The organism is Sphingorhabdus wooponensis (genome assembly GCF_003933235.1).
Lineage (GTDB): Bacteria > Pseudomonadota > Alphaproteobacteria > Sphingomonadales > Sphingomonadaceae > Sphingorhabdus_B > Sphingorhabdus_B wooponensis.
This window is the reverse complement of record NZ_RWJI01000001.1, coordinates 1086199-1101398: the sequence shown is the minus strand read 5'-3', so window position 1 is coordinate 1101398 and position 15200 is coordinate 1086199. Positions and strand designations below refer to the sequence as shown.

The following is a 15200-nucleotide window of genomic DNA, read 5'->3' as shown; positions in this document are numbered from 1 at the left end:
ATGGACCCAATTAGCCACGTTTATGAAACGCCACCCGCTGGCGCGCAGGCCGATTGGACGGTACCCCAAAATTGGGAGAAGTTCAGCGCGGATGAGCATGCGATGTGGGACCGTCTGTTTGCAAGGCAATCGGCGATGCTCCCCGGGCGAGCGGCCGATGCGTTTATGCGCGGTATTGATGTGCTCAAGCTTTCCCGCCCCGGCATTCCCGATTATCGCGAATTGAATGCGCGGTTGATGGCGGCGACTGGGTGGCAGATACTGGCGGTTCCCGGCCTTGTGCCGGATGATGTGTTTTTTGACCATCTGGCCAACCGCCGCTTTCCCGCCGGTAATTTCATTCGGACACCAGACCAGCTGGATTATCTGCAAGAACCAGATGTCTTTCACGATGTATTTGGCCATGTGCCGATGCTCGCCGATCCGGTATTTGCCGATTATATGGTGGCCTATGGCAAAGGCGGGCTGCGGTCGTTGGGCTATGGTGCGCTCGACCATCTGGCGCGGCTATATTGGTATACGGTGGAGTTTGGTCTAATCCAGCAAGCCGACGGCCTGCGCATTTATGGTGCGGGGATACTCTCCAGCTATGCCGAAAGCATCTTTGCATTGGATGATCCAAGCCCGAACCGGATTGCGTTCGATTTGCTTCGGGTTATGCGTACGCATTACCGGATTGACGATTTTCAGCAGAGCTATTTTGTGATTTCGAGCATCGACCAATTGCTGAACGTCACGCTCGAGACCGACTTCGCGCCGCTTTATGCGCAACTGGAAACGCTGCCCGACATAAATGCCAGTGAACTATTACCAAATGATGTGCTGATCACGCGTGGTACGCAAGCATATGCGTTGGAAGCCGGTCGCTGACTAACTTGGCGCTACCATGTGCCGAAATCTCCAGGGGGCTGGCTCGTGCGGCCAGTGGCGCGCACGGGGCGTTTCCAACCATAAGTGCGGCGCTTTACGAGCCATAGGCACGGCCAGTCACCAAAATCGGTTCGCTTTTCGAGGCGGAAGCCCTGGCGTTTGTAGGCGCGTAATACAGCCTCTATTTGGGTATTCAGCAGCCCCGCTAATATCAATGAACCATTGTCGCGCAATATATTTGCAATCGACGGCGCAAGCTCAATCAGGGGGCCAGCAAGAATATTGGCCGTAACAAGGTCGTACGGCGCCCGTGCGATAATGAGTGGGTGCGCGGTGCCTTCGGCTGCACAAAGCGCCAGTTGTCCCTGAGAAACGCCGCAGGGCACGTTATTGACCTGCGCATTGTCCGCTGTGACCTCAACACTGACTGGATCAATGTCGGACGCGGTCAAATAGGCCTTTGGCCACAGACGATGTGCGGCAAAGGCGAGCAGCCCCGTGCCCGTGCCGATATCTGCGATGACGTCAAAGCGCTTGCCTGCGCGCTTCATATTGTCGAGCATGTTTAGGCAGCCGGTCGTGGTTTCATGGCCACCTGTACCAAAAGCGCGGCTCGCCTCAATCAGGAACGGCGTTGCGCCTTTGGGAACGCTCCCTTTGTTCGAACTGGTGTGCACGTAAAAACGGCCTGCATGGACTGGTTCCAACCCTTGTTGACTCATCACGACCCAGTCCGCATCGGGCAGTTCTTCGACGATTGGATTTACATGTGCAGCGCTGGCCAAGCGATCATGAATGGACTTGATAACCGCCTTCGTCGGTTTGCCTGCAAAATAGGCATTTAACTGCCATTTATTATCGTTAAACGCCTCAACTTCATCCGCCACGATAGAGGGCATGGGGTCGAGCGACGCCAGCCATTCATCGTCTTCATGTATGGCCTCCGCCTCTGCACGGGTGCAGGGAAATTGGACTTTCCAATCACCGGACATAGCTGGCGCCATTTACGTCGAGCACCGCGCCGGTCATCGATGGTGGCGCTTCCAAAGCGCAGAATTTCGCCATGACTGCGACCTCTTCGGGGTCGGCGACTTTGCCCAAGGGGATGTCGGCCAGCAATTTATCGCCGCCGCGGCTCTCCAGATAGTCTTCCGCCATACCTGTCATCGTGAAGCCGGGGCAGATGGTGAAGGCATAAATACCCTCTTTGGCATAGGCCCGCGCGATGGTCTTGGTCATCGCGACCATGCCTGCCTTTGATGCGGCATAATGCCAATGGGCAGGGCTATCGCCGCGATATGCGGCGCGGCTCGCGATGTTGACGATACGGCCTGACGCGCCGCTGGCTTGCCAATGCAGCACCGCGCGGCGGCACAGGTCCGCGCTGGCCGTCAGGTTAATCTGCAGCGTGCGGTTCCAGCTTTCCAGCCATGCCTCGTCGGGCCGTGCAAGCAAGTTTGCTTCGAAGACGCCTGCATTGTTGATGAGGACGTCAATCCGGCCGTCCAAACGCTCAAGCGCCTGTGCCCACAGCAGCGCGGGAACCGCGGGGTCATTCAAGTCGCCATCCTTGCTGGACAAGGCAACGACCTTCGTTGTGGCAGGGTCAAAGCTTGCGGCGATTGCTGCGCCAATTCCGCGCGAGGCGCCGGTGATCAAAATATGCGTTTTCATGCGCGCTGCTTTTCACAGCGCAGCCGAAAGTTCAACCAAAGTTATTGAAGAAATTGGTCAGCCGATTGCGTGTTTCGCAATGCGCAGGCCTTGCAAGGCGGCGTTATTCGATTAAAGAGCGTGGCAACGTCGACCGCTTGCATTTATGAAGGACGCTAAAATTATGGCGAAAAACCCTAACCGGCCACTGTCACCGCATTTGCAGGTGTATCGTTGGTCGCCGCAAATGGCCATCTCGATCTTCCACCGCGCGACAGGCTTTGTTCTCGCGACTGCTGGAATGATGACTTTGTTGTGGTGGCTGTCGGCTATCGGGGGTGGCGCAGAAAGCTATGCCACGTTCCAGCAATATGTCGTTTCGGCAGGTGCCGATGGCACGGTATTGCAAGTTGCCAGCAACTGGTTCTTCCGCCTTGTGGCTCTGGCCGTGACCTTCAGCTTCTTTCAACATTTGGCGTCGGGGCTTCGTCACCTCGTGCTCGACATTGGCGCTGGCTATGAATTGAAGACCAACCGACTGTGGGCATCGGTTGCATTTGTTGCAGCCATTTTTGCAACTGCATTGGTCGCCTTGTTTGTGGCATCGCGCTTTCTTGGAGTTTTGTGATGGACAGTAGAACAAATATCGGTCGCGTCCGTGGCCTAGGTTCGGCCAAGCATGGCGGCGAACATTGGCTGAAGCAGCGTTTGACAGCGATTGGCAATGTCCTGCTGACCACTTGGTTCGTTGCGTCGTTGTTTATGATCCCAAGTTTTGATCAAGCGGCCTTGGCGCAGTGGTTGGCGCAGCCATTGGTTGCCGTTCCCATGATCTTGATGATTGCCAATATATTCGTGCATGCCCGCTTGGGCCTTCAGGTGTTGATTGAGGATTATGTCCATGATGACGGCCTGAAGTTCGCGGCCATGGCGCTGTTAAACTTTTACGTCATCGCCAGCGCCGTATTCGGCATTTTCGTCGTTGCAAAACTCGCATTTACCGGAGCTCCCGCCTGATGTCAGACGCTTATAAGATTATCGACCACACATATGACACCGTCGTCGTTGGCGCCGGCGGGTCGGGTCTGCGCGCCACCATGGGCAGTGCGGAAGCAGGTTTGAAAACCGCGTGTATTACTAAAGTCTTCCCAACGCGTTCGCATACTGTCGCAGCGCAGGGCGGTATCGCGGCATCGCTAGGCAATAACTCGCCAGACCATTGGACCTGGCATATGTATGACACGGTCAAGGGCTCCGATTGGCTCGGCGACCAAGATGCCATCGAATATATGGTGCGTGAGGCACCTGCGGCGGTCTACGAATTGGAACATGCCGGTGTGCCATTCTCGCGCAACGCCGATGGCACTATCTATCAACGCCCCTTTGGCGGCCATATGCAGAATATGGGCGAGGGCCCACCCGTTCAGCGTACGGCTGCTGCTGCCGACCGTACCGGTCACGCCATGTTGCATGCTTTGTATCAACAAAGCCTGAAATATGACGCGGATTTCTTCATCGAATATTTCGCGCTCGACCTCATCATGGAAAATGGCGAATGCCGCGGCGTGATCGCCATGTGCATGGAAGATGGCAGCATCCACCGGTTTAAGAGCCACGCTGTCGTGCTGGCAACCGGCGGCTATGGCCGCGCCTATTTCTCCGCAACCTCGGCGCACACTTGCACGGGCGATGGCGGCGGCATGGTGTTGCGCGCTGGCTTGCCATTGCAAGACATGGAATTCGTCCAGTTCCACCCAACGGGTATTTATGGTGCTGGCGTCCTCATCACCGAGGGTGCACGCGGCGAGGGCGGTTACCTGACCAACAGCGAAGGTGAACGCTTTATGGAGCGTTATGCCCCATCGGCAAAAGACCTTGCCTCACGCGACGTGGTCAGCCGTTCGATGGCACTTGAAATGCGCGAAGGGCGGGGTGTTGGCGAACATAAGGACCATATTTACCTGCACCTCGATCATATCGACCCTGCGGTATTGGCGCAGCGTTTGCCCGGCATCACCGAAAGCGGTAAGATTTTTGCTGGCGTCGACCTGACCCGCCAACCTTTGCCTGTGACACCAACGGTTCACTATAATATGGGCGGTATTCCGTGCAATTATCATGGCCAAGTCGTCAACAAGGTGGGCGATGATCCTGAAGTCATAGTTCAGGGCCTGTATGCCGTTGGAGAAGCCGCTTGCGTTTCGGTGCATGGCGCCAACCGTCTGGGTTCAAACTCGTTGATTGACCTTGTTGTGTTCGGCCGTGCAACGGGCTTGCATTTGAAATCGACCCTGACCCCCGGCGCGCCGCATAAGGCATTGCCTGCGGACGCTGCTGACCTTGCACTCGCGCGTGTCGACAAGTTCCGCAATGCAAAGGGTGGATCGCCGACTGCAGACATCCGTTTGCAAATGCAGCGGACAATGCAAAAGCATGCTGCCGTATTCCGCGACACCGCGTTGTTGGAAGAAGGCGTCGTTGAAATGCAGAAGGTCAATAAGCGTCTCGCCGACGTGCATGTGACCGACCGCAGCCTAATCTGGAACACCGATCTTATCGAAACGCTAGAGCTCGATAACCTTATGGCGCAAGCAGTCTGCACGATCGAAAGCGCAAACAACCGTAAGGAAAGCCGCGGCGCCCATGCGCACGAAGATTTCCCCGAGCGCGATGATGCCAATTGGATGAAGCACACGGCGTCATGGTTTGACGGTTGGGGTGGTTCCGGCGGTAAGGTCAAGATCGACTACCGCCCGGTGCATGATTACACGCTCACCGACGAGGCCGAGTATATCAAGCCGAAGCCGCGGGTGTATTGATTTCTGCAAAAACGGTGGCGGTAATTTCCAAGCTCCGTTTGCGCTTTTCATGGTCGAAAACCGAACAGGCGACGATGATTTCGTCGGCCTGCGTTCGCGCCTGAAACGCTTGAACCGCGGATTTTACAGTGTCAGCCGCGCCGATGGCGCTGGCGGACAGAACATCATTCAACGCCGATGCAAAATGCGGGGGCAGGGACGCGACATAGCCCTCCACAGGCGGTGGCAATTGGCGCGGGTTACCGGTGCGCAAAGCAACGAAGCTTTGCATCAACGAACTCGCTAAAAATTCGCCTTCCGCATCGCTGTCGGCAGCGATGATGTTGAACGCGGCTATCGCGTGCGGCGCGTCAAGCACGGCGCTTGAGCGGAAATGGCTGCGATAGATATGCAGCGCCTCATCCAGCATCTGTGGCGCAAAATGGCTGGCGAAGGCGAAGGGCAGACCCAAAGCCGCGGCCACCTGCGCGCCATACAGGCTGCTGCCCAAAATGTAGATTTGCACGTCAGCGCCTGCACCCGGCGTTGCGACAATACCCGTTTTGCCATCATCGGCGAAATAGCTTTGCAATTCCATCTCATCGCGCGGGAATGCATTGGGATCGCTGTCGAGCGTCCGCCGGATTGCGGCGGCAACGTGCTGGTCGCTCCCGGGCGCGCGGCCAAGGCCCAGATCAATCCGCCCCGGATAAAGCGCGTCCAACGTGCCAAACTGCTCGGCAATGACCAAGGGCGCATGGTTGGGCAACATTATACCGCCGGAGCCAACGCGGATAGTCTGCGTTGCGGCGGCAATATGCCCGATCACCACGCTGGTGGCGGCGCTTGCAATGCCGCGCATGCCGTGATGTTCAGCAACCCAATAACGGGTAAAGCCAAGTTTTTCGGCATATGCCGCAAGGTCCGCCGCATTGGCGAGCGCGCTTGCGACCGATCCGCTTTCCACAACAGGCACCAGATCCAGAAAAGAGTAGGATGTCATGACGCTTAAATGGTGGCTTATCGTTCCAAAGCCAAGCGCAATCGACTATTTCGCCGCGCCGTGCGATATGCGGTGATGTGATCACCGAACTTTTCATACCTTTCCTTATAACAACAATGCTGATCGAGCTTACCCCCGGTCCAAATATGGCGTGGTTGGCGTTGACGAGTGCCAGCGAAGGTAAAAGGTCTGGATTTGCTGCCGTAGCCGGGATTGCGCTTGGCCTCGCGATATTGGCTGCGGCATCTGCTGTTGGTCTTGCGGCGTTGGCGACGCGTTCTCCAGCTTTGTTCAGCCTGTTGCGCTATGCTGGCGTCGCTTATTTACTCTGGCTGGCGTGGAAGACATGGGCGGGGCAAGAGGAAGCAATTGCAGACGGCATAAGCAACAATGCGCTCGGCGCATGGTTTCGCCATGGGCTGCTGTTGAACTTGCTGAACCCTAAGGCCGCGGTTTTCTTCATAACCGTCCTACCTGCCAACATAACCCAAAATGCGCCAGTTGCGCCGCAAACGGCGTTGCTGTCGGCAAGCTATGTCGCGATTGCCACCTTTGTGCATCTGGTCATTGTTACGCTAGCGGCGCAGGCACATGGATGGATATCCGCCGGGAACAGGGCGCACATTGTTCGCCGCGTCTCTGCCATTTTGTTGGCCGGTATCGCTATCTGGTTCCTTTTTACCACAGCTTAGCGCCAGCGCAGCATGGACCGATCAAGCTGCGCCGGTGATGTCACGCCCATCAGGCGCATATCGCGCGCGATTTCGTCGCGCAATTTGCCAACAATGCGCTCGACGCCGGGTTGGCCTGCTGCTGCCAAAGCATATAGATAGAGCCGCCCGCCCGAACAGGCAGTGGCCCCTGCGGCCAGCGCTTTCAACACATGGCTTCCGCGCTGCACGCCGCCGTCACAAATGATATCAATTTTCCCGCCCACGGCATCGGCGATTTCGGCGATTTGATCGAAGGGGGAACGCGACCCGTCCAATTGCCGCCCGCCATGGTTGGACACCATGATTGCGGTCGCGCCAATGTCGACGGCGCGTTTTGCATCCTCAACGGACATGATGCCTTTTAAGCAGAATTCACCGCCCCAAATCGAACGGACCTTTTCGGCCATGGCCCAGTCCATCGATGTATCGAGCATCGTATTGAAATATTCCGCCACCGATACCGCGACATTGGTGCCCGCATCGACATGCGTCTGCAGATTGGGCAGGGCGAAATTTTCCCGAAACAGGTAATTCAGCGCCCATTTGGGGTGGATGGCGTAGCTCATCACCGAGGCAGGCGTGAACCGCGGCGGAGAAGTAAAGCCGCTGCGCAAGCACCGTTCGCGGTTTCCGGAAACGATCGTATCGACTGTCAACGCGATGGCATCAAATTTTGCCGCCTTGCAGCGTTCGATCATCGATGTGTTCAGCCCCTTATCCTTGTGGATGTAAAGCTGGAACATTTTTGGTGTTTTGATGGTCGCGCCGACTTCTTCAATGCTGACGGTGGCTAATGAGGAGATGCCAAACCAGGTGTTATGCTGCTGCGCGACTGAGGCAACGGCACGCTCGCCTTGCCAGTGGAACAGGCGCTGCAACGCGGTGGGGGAGAGCATCAGCGGCATATCAATCCGCTGTCCCATCACAGTTACCCCCATGTCGATTTCTGACACGCCCGCCAAGACATTGGGCACCAAATCGCAATCGTCAAAGGACGATGTGTTGCGGTTCTTGGTGCGTTCATCGTCGGCGGCGCCATCGATGTAATTGAAGATAGGTGAAGGCAGGCGCGATTTTGCCAAGCGGCGGAAATCTGCGACATTGTGACAATTTTGTAAGCGCATTTCGGGCTTATGACAGACCTTGCGCATAATTGCATCTATTTGGATTGTGGCTACACGGCGTCTGGCCCTTGGTTGTGCTGCTGTACATTATCCATATGGAACATTGCGTTTGGCCGAGCATTGCGCAAGATAAGGTCATCCCAAATGCAAAGGCATATTCTGATGTTCCTCAAAGGCAAAACAGCACTGATAACTGGTTCAACCTCCGGCATCGGATTGGGCTATGCCCGTGCGCTGGCGGCGCAAGGTGCAAATGTGATGATAAACGGGTTCGGCGATGCCGATCTGATACAAAGCTATGTTGCCGAACTCAGCAAGGTGAGCGGCGGAAAGGCGCATTATTCCGCGGCCGACATGACTGTACCCGACAGCATCCGTGCTATGGTCTCTGAATGCACCAACCTATTGGGATCGCCTGATATTTTGATCAATAATGCGGGAATACAGCATGTTGCACCGGTTGACGAATTTCCGGAGGATAAATGGGATGCGATTTTATCCATCATCCTGTCTTCGGCCTTCCACACGACAAAGGCCGCCTTGCCCGCGATGAAGGCCAAGGGCTGGGGGCGTATTATCAACACAGGGTCGATGCACAGCTTGGTCGCATCGCCTTTCAAATCGGCCTATAATGCGGCAAAGCATGGCCTTGCGGGCTTTACCAAGACGGTTGCGTTGGAAGTGGCGACAGAGGGCATAACGGTTAATAATATCTGCCCGGGTTATGTCTGGACATCGTTGGTCGAAAACCAAATCCCCGATACCATGAAGGCACGCGGTCTCACGCGGGATCAGGTAATCAATGATGTGCTGCTGGCCAATCAACCGCAGAAAAAATTTGTCCAGGTGGAGCAATTGGCTGCGCTTGCGGTGTTTTTGTGCCGCGATGAGGCGAGCGCAATTACCGGCACAAACCTGTCGGTCGATGGTGGATGGACCGCGCAATAGCTGCGAATATTTGGTCCTGTAGCCCTAAAAAAACCGCCGGCATTGCTGCCGGCGGTCAGTTGCTTTTCCTCCCCAGGAAAACTCTAATGCATTAGCTGCTCTATTTGCCGCCGGCACTGCCAAGGCGGTGATACAGCCGTGCGAATTTGACTGATTCAGGCTTGTCCTGAATAACCTCAAGATAATGCACCAATGCCTGCCGTAGGAGCGTAAGATCCTCAGTAGAAAGAACGGCGCGTGCGCGTGCGGGCTCAGCCATATCGATTGCTCCTTATGCAGCTTGGTTGAACTGATTCATGGTATTGTCTTTGCCGCCCGCCTTCAACGCAGCTTCACCGGCAAAATATTCCTTATGATCATCACCAATGTCGGAACCCGACATGTTCTGGTGTTTGACGCAAGCGATGCCCTGACGGATTTCCTTGCGCTGAACGCCTGCAACATAACCCAACATGCCCATTTCGCCGAAATAATCCTTCGCGAGATTGTCCGTGCTCAATGCCGCTGTGTGGTAGGTTGGCAACGTGATGAGGTGGTGGAAAATGCCTGCACGCTTAGCAGAATCGCGCTGGAAGTTCTGGATGCGAACATCTGCCTCAACACCTAAAGGCGTTTCGTCATAGCTTGCGCTCATCAGGTTGGCGCGCTCATATGCGGACACGTCTTTGCCATCGGCAGACCAAGTATCAAACACTTGCTGACGGAAATTTAGTGTCCAGTTGAAGCTTGGCGAGTTGTTATAGGCCAGCTTTGCATTGGGAACGACTTCACGAATACGGTCAACCATACCAGCAATCTGTTCGATGTGCGGCTTTTCAGTTTCAATCCAAATGAGATCTGCACCATTTTGAAGCGACGTAATGCAATCGAGGACGCAGCGGTCTTCGCCAGTGCCAGAGCGGAATTGGAAAAGGTTGGACGGCAAACGCTTTGGACGCAACAACTTGCCGTTGCGGTTCAAAATGACATCGCCATTTTGCGCCGTGGCGGGATCAATTTCTTCACAATCGAGGAAGCTGTTATACAAATCGCCCAAGTCACCTTCAGCAGTTGAAACGGCGATTTGCTTGGTTAGGCCAGCGCCGAGCGAGTCGGTGCGCGCAACAATGATGCCGTCTGGCACGCCGAGTTCGAGAAACGCGTAACGGCAAGCGCGGATTTTCTGAAGGAAATCCTCATGCGGTACAGTCACTTTGCCGTCTTGGTGGCCGCATTGCTTTTCATCTGAAACTTGGTTTTCGATTTGGAGCGCACAAGCGCCCGCTTCAATCATCTTCTTCGCCAGCAAATATGTGGCTTCTGCATTGCCGAACCCAGCGTCGATATCGGCGATGATAGGCACAACATGGGTTTCATGGGTTTCGATTTTGTCCATGATGGCGGAAGCCCGCGCGGTGTCATTCTGCGCACGCGCATCATCAAGGTCGCGGAAGAGGAGGTTGAGTTCGCGGCTGTCGGCTTGACGCAAAAATGTGTAAAGCTCTTCGATAAGCTCAGGGACGCTTGTCTTTTCATGCATAGATTGGTCGGGCAGGGGGCCAAATTCGCTCCGCAATGCAGCGATCATCCAACCTGACAGATAAAGATAGCGCTTCTTGGTCGTACCGAAATGTTTTTTGATGGAGATCATCTTTTGCTGTGCGATGAACCCGTGCCAGCAACCCAATGATTGCGTATATTGCGCGGGGTCTGCGTCATAGGCCGCCATATCGTCGCGCATAATCTTGGCGGTGTAGCGGGCGATATCGAGACCAGTCTGAAAACGGTTTTGCAATTGCATACGCGCGACAGATTCAGCGCTAATGGAATCCCACGTTCCGTTATGCGCGGCGATTTCCGCGCTGTTGGTGGCTATCAGTGTCTGATATGACATGTTCTGTTCCTTCGTTCGTGGGTATCTATCCCTCGTTCTTCTGACCTTTGCGTGCGAAAGCCCAGTCAATTTTGTAATATTTGTTGTGTTGTCGTCGTAAATCATTATGATTTTTTTGTAACTTTGTAATATTATTGACAGTTGTGCGATGGCTGAAGAAAAATTATTTGCGGGGCATGCAGTGCGCAGGATCCGCCGCGCTTATGGCCTAACCCAAGGGGCGATGGCTGATACGCTGGCGATTTCGCCGTCCTATCTCAATTTGATTGAACGCAATCAGCGGCCGCTGACGGCGACCTTGTTATTGAAACTGGCGCAGTCTTATGACTTTGATCCGCGTACCTTAACGGGGGCAACGCCGGGTGGCGGCGTTGACGCTATTCGGCGTCGGCTCAGCGATCCTATGTTCGCAGATTTAGCGGTTGACCGGGCGCAGGTCGAAGAATGGATCGCGGCCAGTCCAGATGCGGCCGAGGCTTTTGCGCGCGCGTTTGACCGTCTTTCAGGTGGTTCACACGGCGGTGCCAGTACAGCAGCGGGCGGCGTGCCGATTGAGCCGGAAGCTATAGCATCGGCACGGCGTGAAATTGAACGCTGGCGTAACCATTTTGCAGATTTGGACTCGCAGGCTGAGGCTCTTGCCGATGAACTAAGGCTCGCCAATGCGGATCTGTATGGGGCGATTACCGAACGGCTGCGCGTCAAGCATCAGCTGTCCATAAGGATACTGCCGTTTGACGTCATGCCGGACAGGCTCCGTCGTCTCGACCTGCACGCACGGCAGTTACAATTGTCCGAATTGCTTGACCCCGCAAGTCGCACCTTCGCCGCCGCTTTGCAGCTTGGTATGTTAGAGGCAAAGACGGAGATTGATGCATTGGTTGCAGGAGCATCTTTCACGGAACGGGCGGCCGAACGGCTGTATCGTCGCCATTTGAGCAGCTATTTCGCGGCCGCCGTGATGATGCCTTATGCGCGTTTTCTGAGGGCTTGCGAAGCCACAGGCTATGACATCATGCTTTTGCAGCGACGTTTTGGCGCAGGCTTTGAACAGATCGCCCACCGCCTGACGACATTGCAGCGCGTTGGCCAACGCGGTTTGCCCTTTTTCATGTTGCGCATTGATAAGGCGGGGCAAAGCAGCAAGCGTTATGCGGGCGCAAGCGCATCGCCATTGGTGGCGACCGACCGGCGTTGTCCCTTATGGCATGTGCATAATGTATTTGCGCGGCCCGGGACACTATTGCCACATTTGGTGGAATTAGAAGACGGCAGTCGCTGGTTCACTTTGTCCCGCGCCGTGCACCCGCAAACCGCGGTCAGCGGTGGCGTGGAGGCCGAGTTTGCGATTTGTCTTGGCTTAGATGCAAAGCTTGCCGTACCATTGGCCACTGCGCGCGGTATGGACCTGAAAAATGGTGTGGCGACGGCCATCGGCCTTGGCTGTTCAGCATGCACGCGACCAGAATGTCCCCAAAGAAGCGCACCGCCAACTGGCCGCGTGCTGGTGTTCAATGAACGTGAAAGAGGTATGTCGCCTTTTACCTTTGATCAGCTGGCATGAAGCCCACTGCCGATAGTATCTAGGTCAGAGCGAGCAGCTCTGCCGGATCAATGCCTGCGCGTTGCATTTGTGCCTTTACGTCGGGCCAGACATTTTGAACGAAATTGTCGCGTTCAAAACTGCGCAACTTTGCGGTGGCTCCGCGGGCTACAAACAAACCAACGCCGCGTTTTACGTCAACCAAGCCGCTATCTTGAAATAACTGATAAGCCTTCGCCACTGTCAGGGGATTCGCGCACTGAATGGCGGCAAATGCGCGAACGGAGGGCAGCATTTCGCCCTCTTTATATTTGCCGTCGAGTATCGCCGCAGCGATTACGTCGCGCAATTTTAGATAGACTGGTTTTACATCATTTTTCATTACATGCTTACTGCCATAATACAGTAGGGCGCGTCAAGCATGGGTAAATCTATGCAGTCATGGCCACTGGCGAATGATGTCGCTTGGAACGGGGCGCGGACGCTCTTCAAGCGCGAGCGCTGGTGTTCCGATGAAGAATAGGCCTGCTATTTTCTCATCGCCCTGACAAATGGCGGCTTGCACAATCGGATCGTAGCTTGCCCAGCCTGTGATCCAGCTACCGACAAAGCCGTGGGCATGCGCCGCGTGCAGTAAATTCATACCCACAGCGCCCACGCTCATCTCCTGTTCCCACAGCGGAATTTTCAAGCTTGGTTGAGGTGCAAAGAGCAGCAAGATGAGGGTAGGGGCCATATGCGCTGGGGCAATCGCCGCTTCGATTTGCACTGGACGGGCATCTGGGTTGGCGTCGCAGAATGCCTTTTTCAATAAATCGGCAAAGGCAGAGCGGTCGATGACTTCAACAAAACGCCACGGGAATAACTTCCCATGGTCGGGCGTGCGCATGGCCGTTTGAAGGATTCGGTCAAGCTGCGCGCTATCGGGGCCTGGCGCAACCATATCGCGTGGCTTGCCGGAACGGCGGGTTTCCAGATAGGCGGTGACAGAAGAAAGATCGTTGAACATTCCGCACCCTTCGACGAAATTCGCTCCCTTCGGCAATATAATTCTTCACACGCGCATTTTTTTCGGTAGGTTCCGGCGCAATAGTCCCATGCAATGGGATTTTAAACAAAATAAAGATGAGGGGTTCGCACGATGGCAACATCATATGCGCAAGATGGAGATGCAGCAGGGACATTCCTTGGTCATCCCAAAGGTCTTTTTGTATTATTCTTTGCCGAGATGTGGGAGCGTTTTTCCTATTACGGAATGCGCGCGCTGCTGATTTTCTATCTGACTAAGCACTGGTTGTTTTCGGATGAGGATTCCGGCGTCATCTACGGTGCTTATACGGCGTTGGTGTATATCACCCCCGTACTCGGCGGCTATCTTGCAGATCGCTATCTTGGGCAGAGAAAGGCCGTGACCTATGGCGCTGTTCTGCTGACCTTCGGGCATTTTCTCATGGGCTTTGAAGGTTCTGGCGGCCAAGATGCGGCGTCGCTGAGCATCTTCTGGCTCGCTTTGGCGTTTATCATCGTGGGTTCGGGCTTTTTGAAGGCGAATATCTCGGTTATCGTCGGGCAGCTTTATCCACGTACTGATGTGCGTCGCGACGGAGCCTATACTATCTTCTATATGGGCATTAACCTCGGCGCTGCGCTTGGCGCATTGCTTTGCGGCTATCTCGGCGAAACCTATGGCTGGTCTTATGGTTTTGGCGCAGCGGGCGTAGGCATGTTGCTCGGCCTTATTGTGTTTGTTGTATTCAAACCATTGCTATTGGGGCGTGGTGAGCCTTTGAACCCAGAGGCTTTGAATAAGCCAGTTTTGGGCATCAAGTTAGAGTGGCTGCTGTATCTTGTCGGCCTTGTTGCTGTCGTCATTTGCTGGTGGTTGGTGCAAAATCAAGCTGTCGTCGGCACTTTGCTTGGCGTAGTTGGTGCTATCCTCGTGTCATATGTTTTATGGACGGCGGTGCGGAAACTTGAGCCACATGATCGCGACCGGATTTTTGCAGCGATGTTCCTTATCATCGGTTCAATCCTTTTCTGGGCCTTGTTTGAACAGGCTGGTTCGTCGTTAAACTTGTTCACGGACCGTCATGTGGATCGCGCTGGCGTTCCTGCATCGGTATTTCAGTCCTTAAATGCCATCTACATTGTTATGCTTGCTCCCTTGTTCGCATGGCTTTGGACATCGCTTGGTCGCAAGGGACTTGAACCATCTGCTGCGGCAAAGTTCGGTCTTGGCATAGTTCAGCTGGGCATCGGCTTTCTTGTCCTTGTGGCGGGTTCTGCCGCGGCAGGTGCAGACAGCATGGTCCCCGTCTTGTTCATCTTCCTGATCTATTTGTTCCACACAACTGGCGAATTGTGCCTGTCGCCAGTTGGCCTCAGCGCGATGAACCGGCTTGCGCCGGCACATCTCGCATCCTTGATCATGGGAACATGGTTTTTTGCATCGGCCACTGGGAACTTTGTCGCGGGCTTGATTGCTTCGGCAACTGGTTCAGAAGCGGCATCTGGAGAAGGTGCGGGGCGCGAAGTCGTCATGGCCGTCTACAGCCAAATTGGTTGGATTGCGATTGGCGTCGGCTTGGCAGTCGTGGTCATCTCGCCACTTATCAAGAAGCTTATGCACCTCGACACTTTGCGTGACGATGCGCCATCGGACGGACATGCCTAAG

Annotated in this window: 16 protein-coding genes; 8 read left to right on the top strand and 8 right to left on the bottom strand. The window is 55.0% G+C overall.

The features are described 5' to 3' along the window. On the top strand, positions 1-870 hold the full coding sequence (gene phhA, locus D7D48_RS05485; protein WP_125230328.1) for a phenylalanine 4-monooxygenase: 870 nt from the start codon (positions 1-3) through the stop codon (positions 868-870). A gap of 11 nt (positions 871-881) precedes the next feature. Here the strand turns inward: phhA and D7D48_RS05480 are convergent, their stop codons facing one another. After that, entirely contained in the window at positions 882-1862 is a 981-nt protein-coding gene (locus D7D48_RS05480) for a 50S ribosomal protein L11 methyltransferase (protein WP_245964343.1), read from the bottom strand. Next, complete coding sequence (locus tag D7D48_RS05475; RefSeq protein WP_125230326.1) at positions 1852-2544, bottom strand: SDR family NAD(P)-dependent oxidoreductase; 693 nt, start codon at positions 2542-2544, stop codon at positions 1852-1854. The genes D7D48_RS05480 and D7D48_RS05475 overlap by 11 nt, the downstream gene beginning before the upstream one ends. 163 nt (positions 2545-2707) lie before the next feature. Between D7D48_RS05475 and sdhC the strand changes: the two genes are divergently transcribed. From sdhC to sdhA, 3 genes are read left to right on the top strand one after another with little or no spacing between them, the layout of a single operon-like run. Then, on the top strand, positions 2708-3151 hold the full coding sequence (gene sdhC, locus D7D48_RS05470) for a succinate dehydrogenase, cytochrome b556 subunit (RefSeq protein ID WP_125230325.1): 444 nt from the start codon (positions 2708-2710) through the stop codon (positions 3149-3151). Continuing rightward, entirely contained in the window at positions 3151-3540 is a 390-nt protein-coding gene (sdhD, locus tag D7D48_RS05465) for a succinate dehydrogenase, hydrophobic membrane anchor protein (protein WP_125230324.1), read from the top strand. The genes sdhC and sdhD overlap by 1 nt, the downstream gene beginning before the upstream one ends. Continuing rightward, a complete protein-coding gene (gene sdhA, locus D7D48_RS05460) occupies positions 3540-5342 on the top strand; it encodes a succinate dehydrogenase flavoprotein subunit (protein WP_125230323.1) in 1803 nt (600 codons plus the stop codon). The genes sdhD and sdhA overlap by 1 nt, the downstream gene beginning before the upstream one ends. Here the strand turns inward: sdhA and D7D48_RS05455 are convergent. Then, the gene (locus D7D48_RS05455; RefSeq protein WP_125230322.1) at positions 5317-6324 is read right to left on the bottom strand and encodes an LLM class flavin-dependent oxidoreductase; all 1008 of its coding nucleotides are present in this window, start codon (positions 6322-6324) and stop codon (positions 5317-5319) included. The two genes, sdhA and D7D48_RS05455, sit on opposite strands and share 26 nt — an antisense overlap. A gap of 77 nt (positions 6325-6401) precedes the next feature. On the opposite strand from D7D48_RS05455, the gene D7D48_RS05450 reads away from it, so the two are divergent. After that, positions 6402-7016 carry a LysE family translocator gene (locus tag D7D48_RS05450; protein ID WP_221738623.1) on the top strand — a complete coding sequence of 205 codons (615 nt, stop codon included), beginning with the start codon at positions 6402-6404 and terminating at the stop codon, positions 7014-7016. Here the strand turns inward: D7D48_RS05450 and D7D48_RS05445 are convergent. Beyond that, positions 7013-8161: an alpha-hydroxy acid oxidase gene (locus tag D7D48_RS05445; RefSeq protein WP_125230321.1), complete on the bottom strand. Its 1149-nt coding sequence runs from the start codon at positions 8159-8161 to the stop codon at positions 7013-7015. The two genes, D7D48_RS05450 and D7D48_RS05445, sit on opposite strands and share 4 nt — an antisense overlap. Positions 8162-8323: 162 nt before the next feature. Between D7D48_RS05445 and D7D48_RS05440 the strand changes: the two genes are divergently transcribed. Continuing rightward, entirely contained in the window at positions 8324-9109 is a 786-nt protein-coding gene (locus tag D7D48_RS05440; RefSeq protein ID WP_125230320.1) for a 3-hydroxybutyrate dehydrogenase, read from the top strand. Between the two features lie 100 nt (positions 9110-9209). On the opposite strand, the gene D7D48_RS10510 is transcribed toward D7D48_RS05440, so the two are convergent. Both D7D48_RS10510 and D7D48_RS05435 read right to left on the bottom strand, forming a co-directional pair. Next, positions 9210-9368, bottom strand: coding sequence for a hypothetical protein (locus D7D48_RS10510; protein WP_185739786.1), 159 nt, complete (start codon positions 9366-9368; stop codon positions 9210-9212). Between the two features lie 12 nt (positions 9369-9380). Beyond that, positions 9381-10982: an isocitrate lyase gene (locus tag D7D48_RS05435; RefSeq protein WP_125230319.1), complete on the bottom strand. Its 1602-nt coding sequence runs from the start codon at positions 10980-10982 to the stop codon at positions 9381-9383. Positions 10983-11130: 148 nt separating this feature from the next. Here D7D48_RS05435 and D7D48_RS05430 point away from each other — a divergent pair, with 148 nt between their 5' ends. Continuing rightward, entirely contained in the window at positions 11131-12546 is a 1416-nt protein-coding gene (locus tag D7D48_RS05430; RefSeq protein ID WP_125230318.1) for a helix-turn-helix domain-containing protein, read from the top strand. A 19-nt stretch (positions 12547-12565) separates the two neighbouring features. On the opposite strand, the gene D7D48_RS05425 is transcribed toward D7D48_RS05430, so the two are convergent. Together D7D48_RS05425 and D7D48_RS05420 are read right to left on the bottom strand one after the other, a co-directional pair. After that, positions 12566-12907 carry a GntR family transcriptional regulator gene (locus tag D7D48_RS05425; protein WP_125230317.1) on the bottom strand — a complete coding sequence of 114 codons (342 nt, stop codon included), beginning with the start codon at positions 12905-12907 and terminating at the stop codon, positions 12566-12568. A 57-nt stretch (positions 12908-12964) separates the two neighbouring features. Next, positions 12965-13534 carry a nitroreductase family protein gene (locus D7D48_RS05420; protein WP_125230316.1) on the bottom strand — a complete coding sequence of 190 codons (570 nt, stop codon included), beginning with the start codon at positions 13532-13534 and terminating at the stop codon, positions 12965-12967. Positions 13535-13666: 132 nt separating this feature from the next. On the opposite strand from D7D48_RS05420, the gene D7D48_RS05415 reads away from it, so the two are divergent. After that, positions 13667-15199: a peptide MFS transporter gene (locus D7D48_RS05415; RefSeq protein ID WP_125230315.1), complete on the top strand. Its 1533-nt coding sequence runs from the start codon at positions 13667-13669 to the stop codon at positions 15197-15199. Position 15200 lies beyond the last annotated feature (1 nt).

Bases quoted from the DNA above. Each gene is read 5' to 3' on its own strand.
- phhA (WP_125230328.1), top strand. From the start codon at position 1: ATGGACCCAATTAGCCACGTTTATGAAACGCCACCCGCTGGCGCGCAG.
- D7D48_RS05480 (WP_245964343.1), bottom strand. From the start codon at position 1,862: ATGTCCGGTGATTGGAAAGTCCAATTTCCCTGCACCCGTGCAGAGGCG.
- D7D48_RS05475 (WP_125230326.1), bottom strand. From the start codon at position 2,544: ATGAAAACGCATATTTTGATCACCGGCGCCTCGCGCGGAATTGGCGCA.
- sdhC (WP_125230325.1), top strand. From the start codon at position 2,708: ATGGCGAAAAACCCTAACCGGCCACTGTCACCGCATTTGCAGGTGTAT.
- sdhD (WP_125230324.1), top strand. From the start codon at position 3,151: ATGGACAGTAGAACAAATATCGGTCGCGTCCGTGGCCTAGGTTCGGCC.
- sdhA (WP_125230323.1), top strand. From the start codon at position 3,540: ATGTCAGACGCTTATAAGATTATCGACCACACATATGACACCGTCGTC.
- D7D48_RS05455 (WP_125230322.1), bottom strand. From the start codon at position 6,324: ATGACATCCTACTCTTTTCTGGATCTGGTGCCTGTTGTGGAAAGCGGA.
- D7D48_RS05445 (WP_125230321.1), bottom strand. From the start codon at position 8,161: ATGCGCTTACAAAATTGTCACAATGTCGCAGATTTCCGCCGCTTGGCA.
- D7D48_RS05440 (WP_125230320.1), top strand. From the start codon at position 8,324: ATGTTCCTCAAAGGCAAAACAGCACTGATAACTGGTTCAACCTCCGGC.
- D7D48_RS10510 (WP_185739786.1), bottom strand. From the start codon at position 9,368: ATGGCTGAGCCCGCACGCGCACGCGCCGTTCTTTCTACTGAGGATCTT.
- D7D48_RS05435 (WP_125230319.1), bottom strand. From the start codon at position 10,982: ATGTCATATCAGACACTGATAGCCACCAACAGCGCGGAAATCGCCGCG.
- D7D48_RS05430 (WP_125230318.1), top strand. From the start codon at position 11,131: ATGGCTGAAGAAAAATTATTTGCGGGGCATGCAGTGCGCAGGATCCGC.
- D7D48_RS05425 (WP_125230317.1), bottom strand. From the start codon at position 12,907: ATGAAAAATGATGTAAAACCAGTCTATCTAAAATTGCGCGACGTAATC.
- D7D48_RS05420 (WP_125230316.1), bottom strand. From the start codon at position 13,534: ATGTTCAACGATCTTTCTTCTGTCACCGCCTATCTGGAAACCCGCCGT.
- D7D48_RS05415 (WP_125230315.1), top strand. From the start codon at position 13,667: ATGGCAACATCATATGCGCAAGATGGAGATGCAGCAGGGACATTCCTT.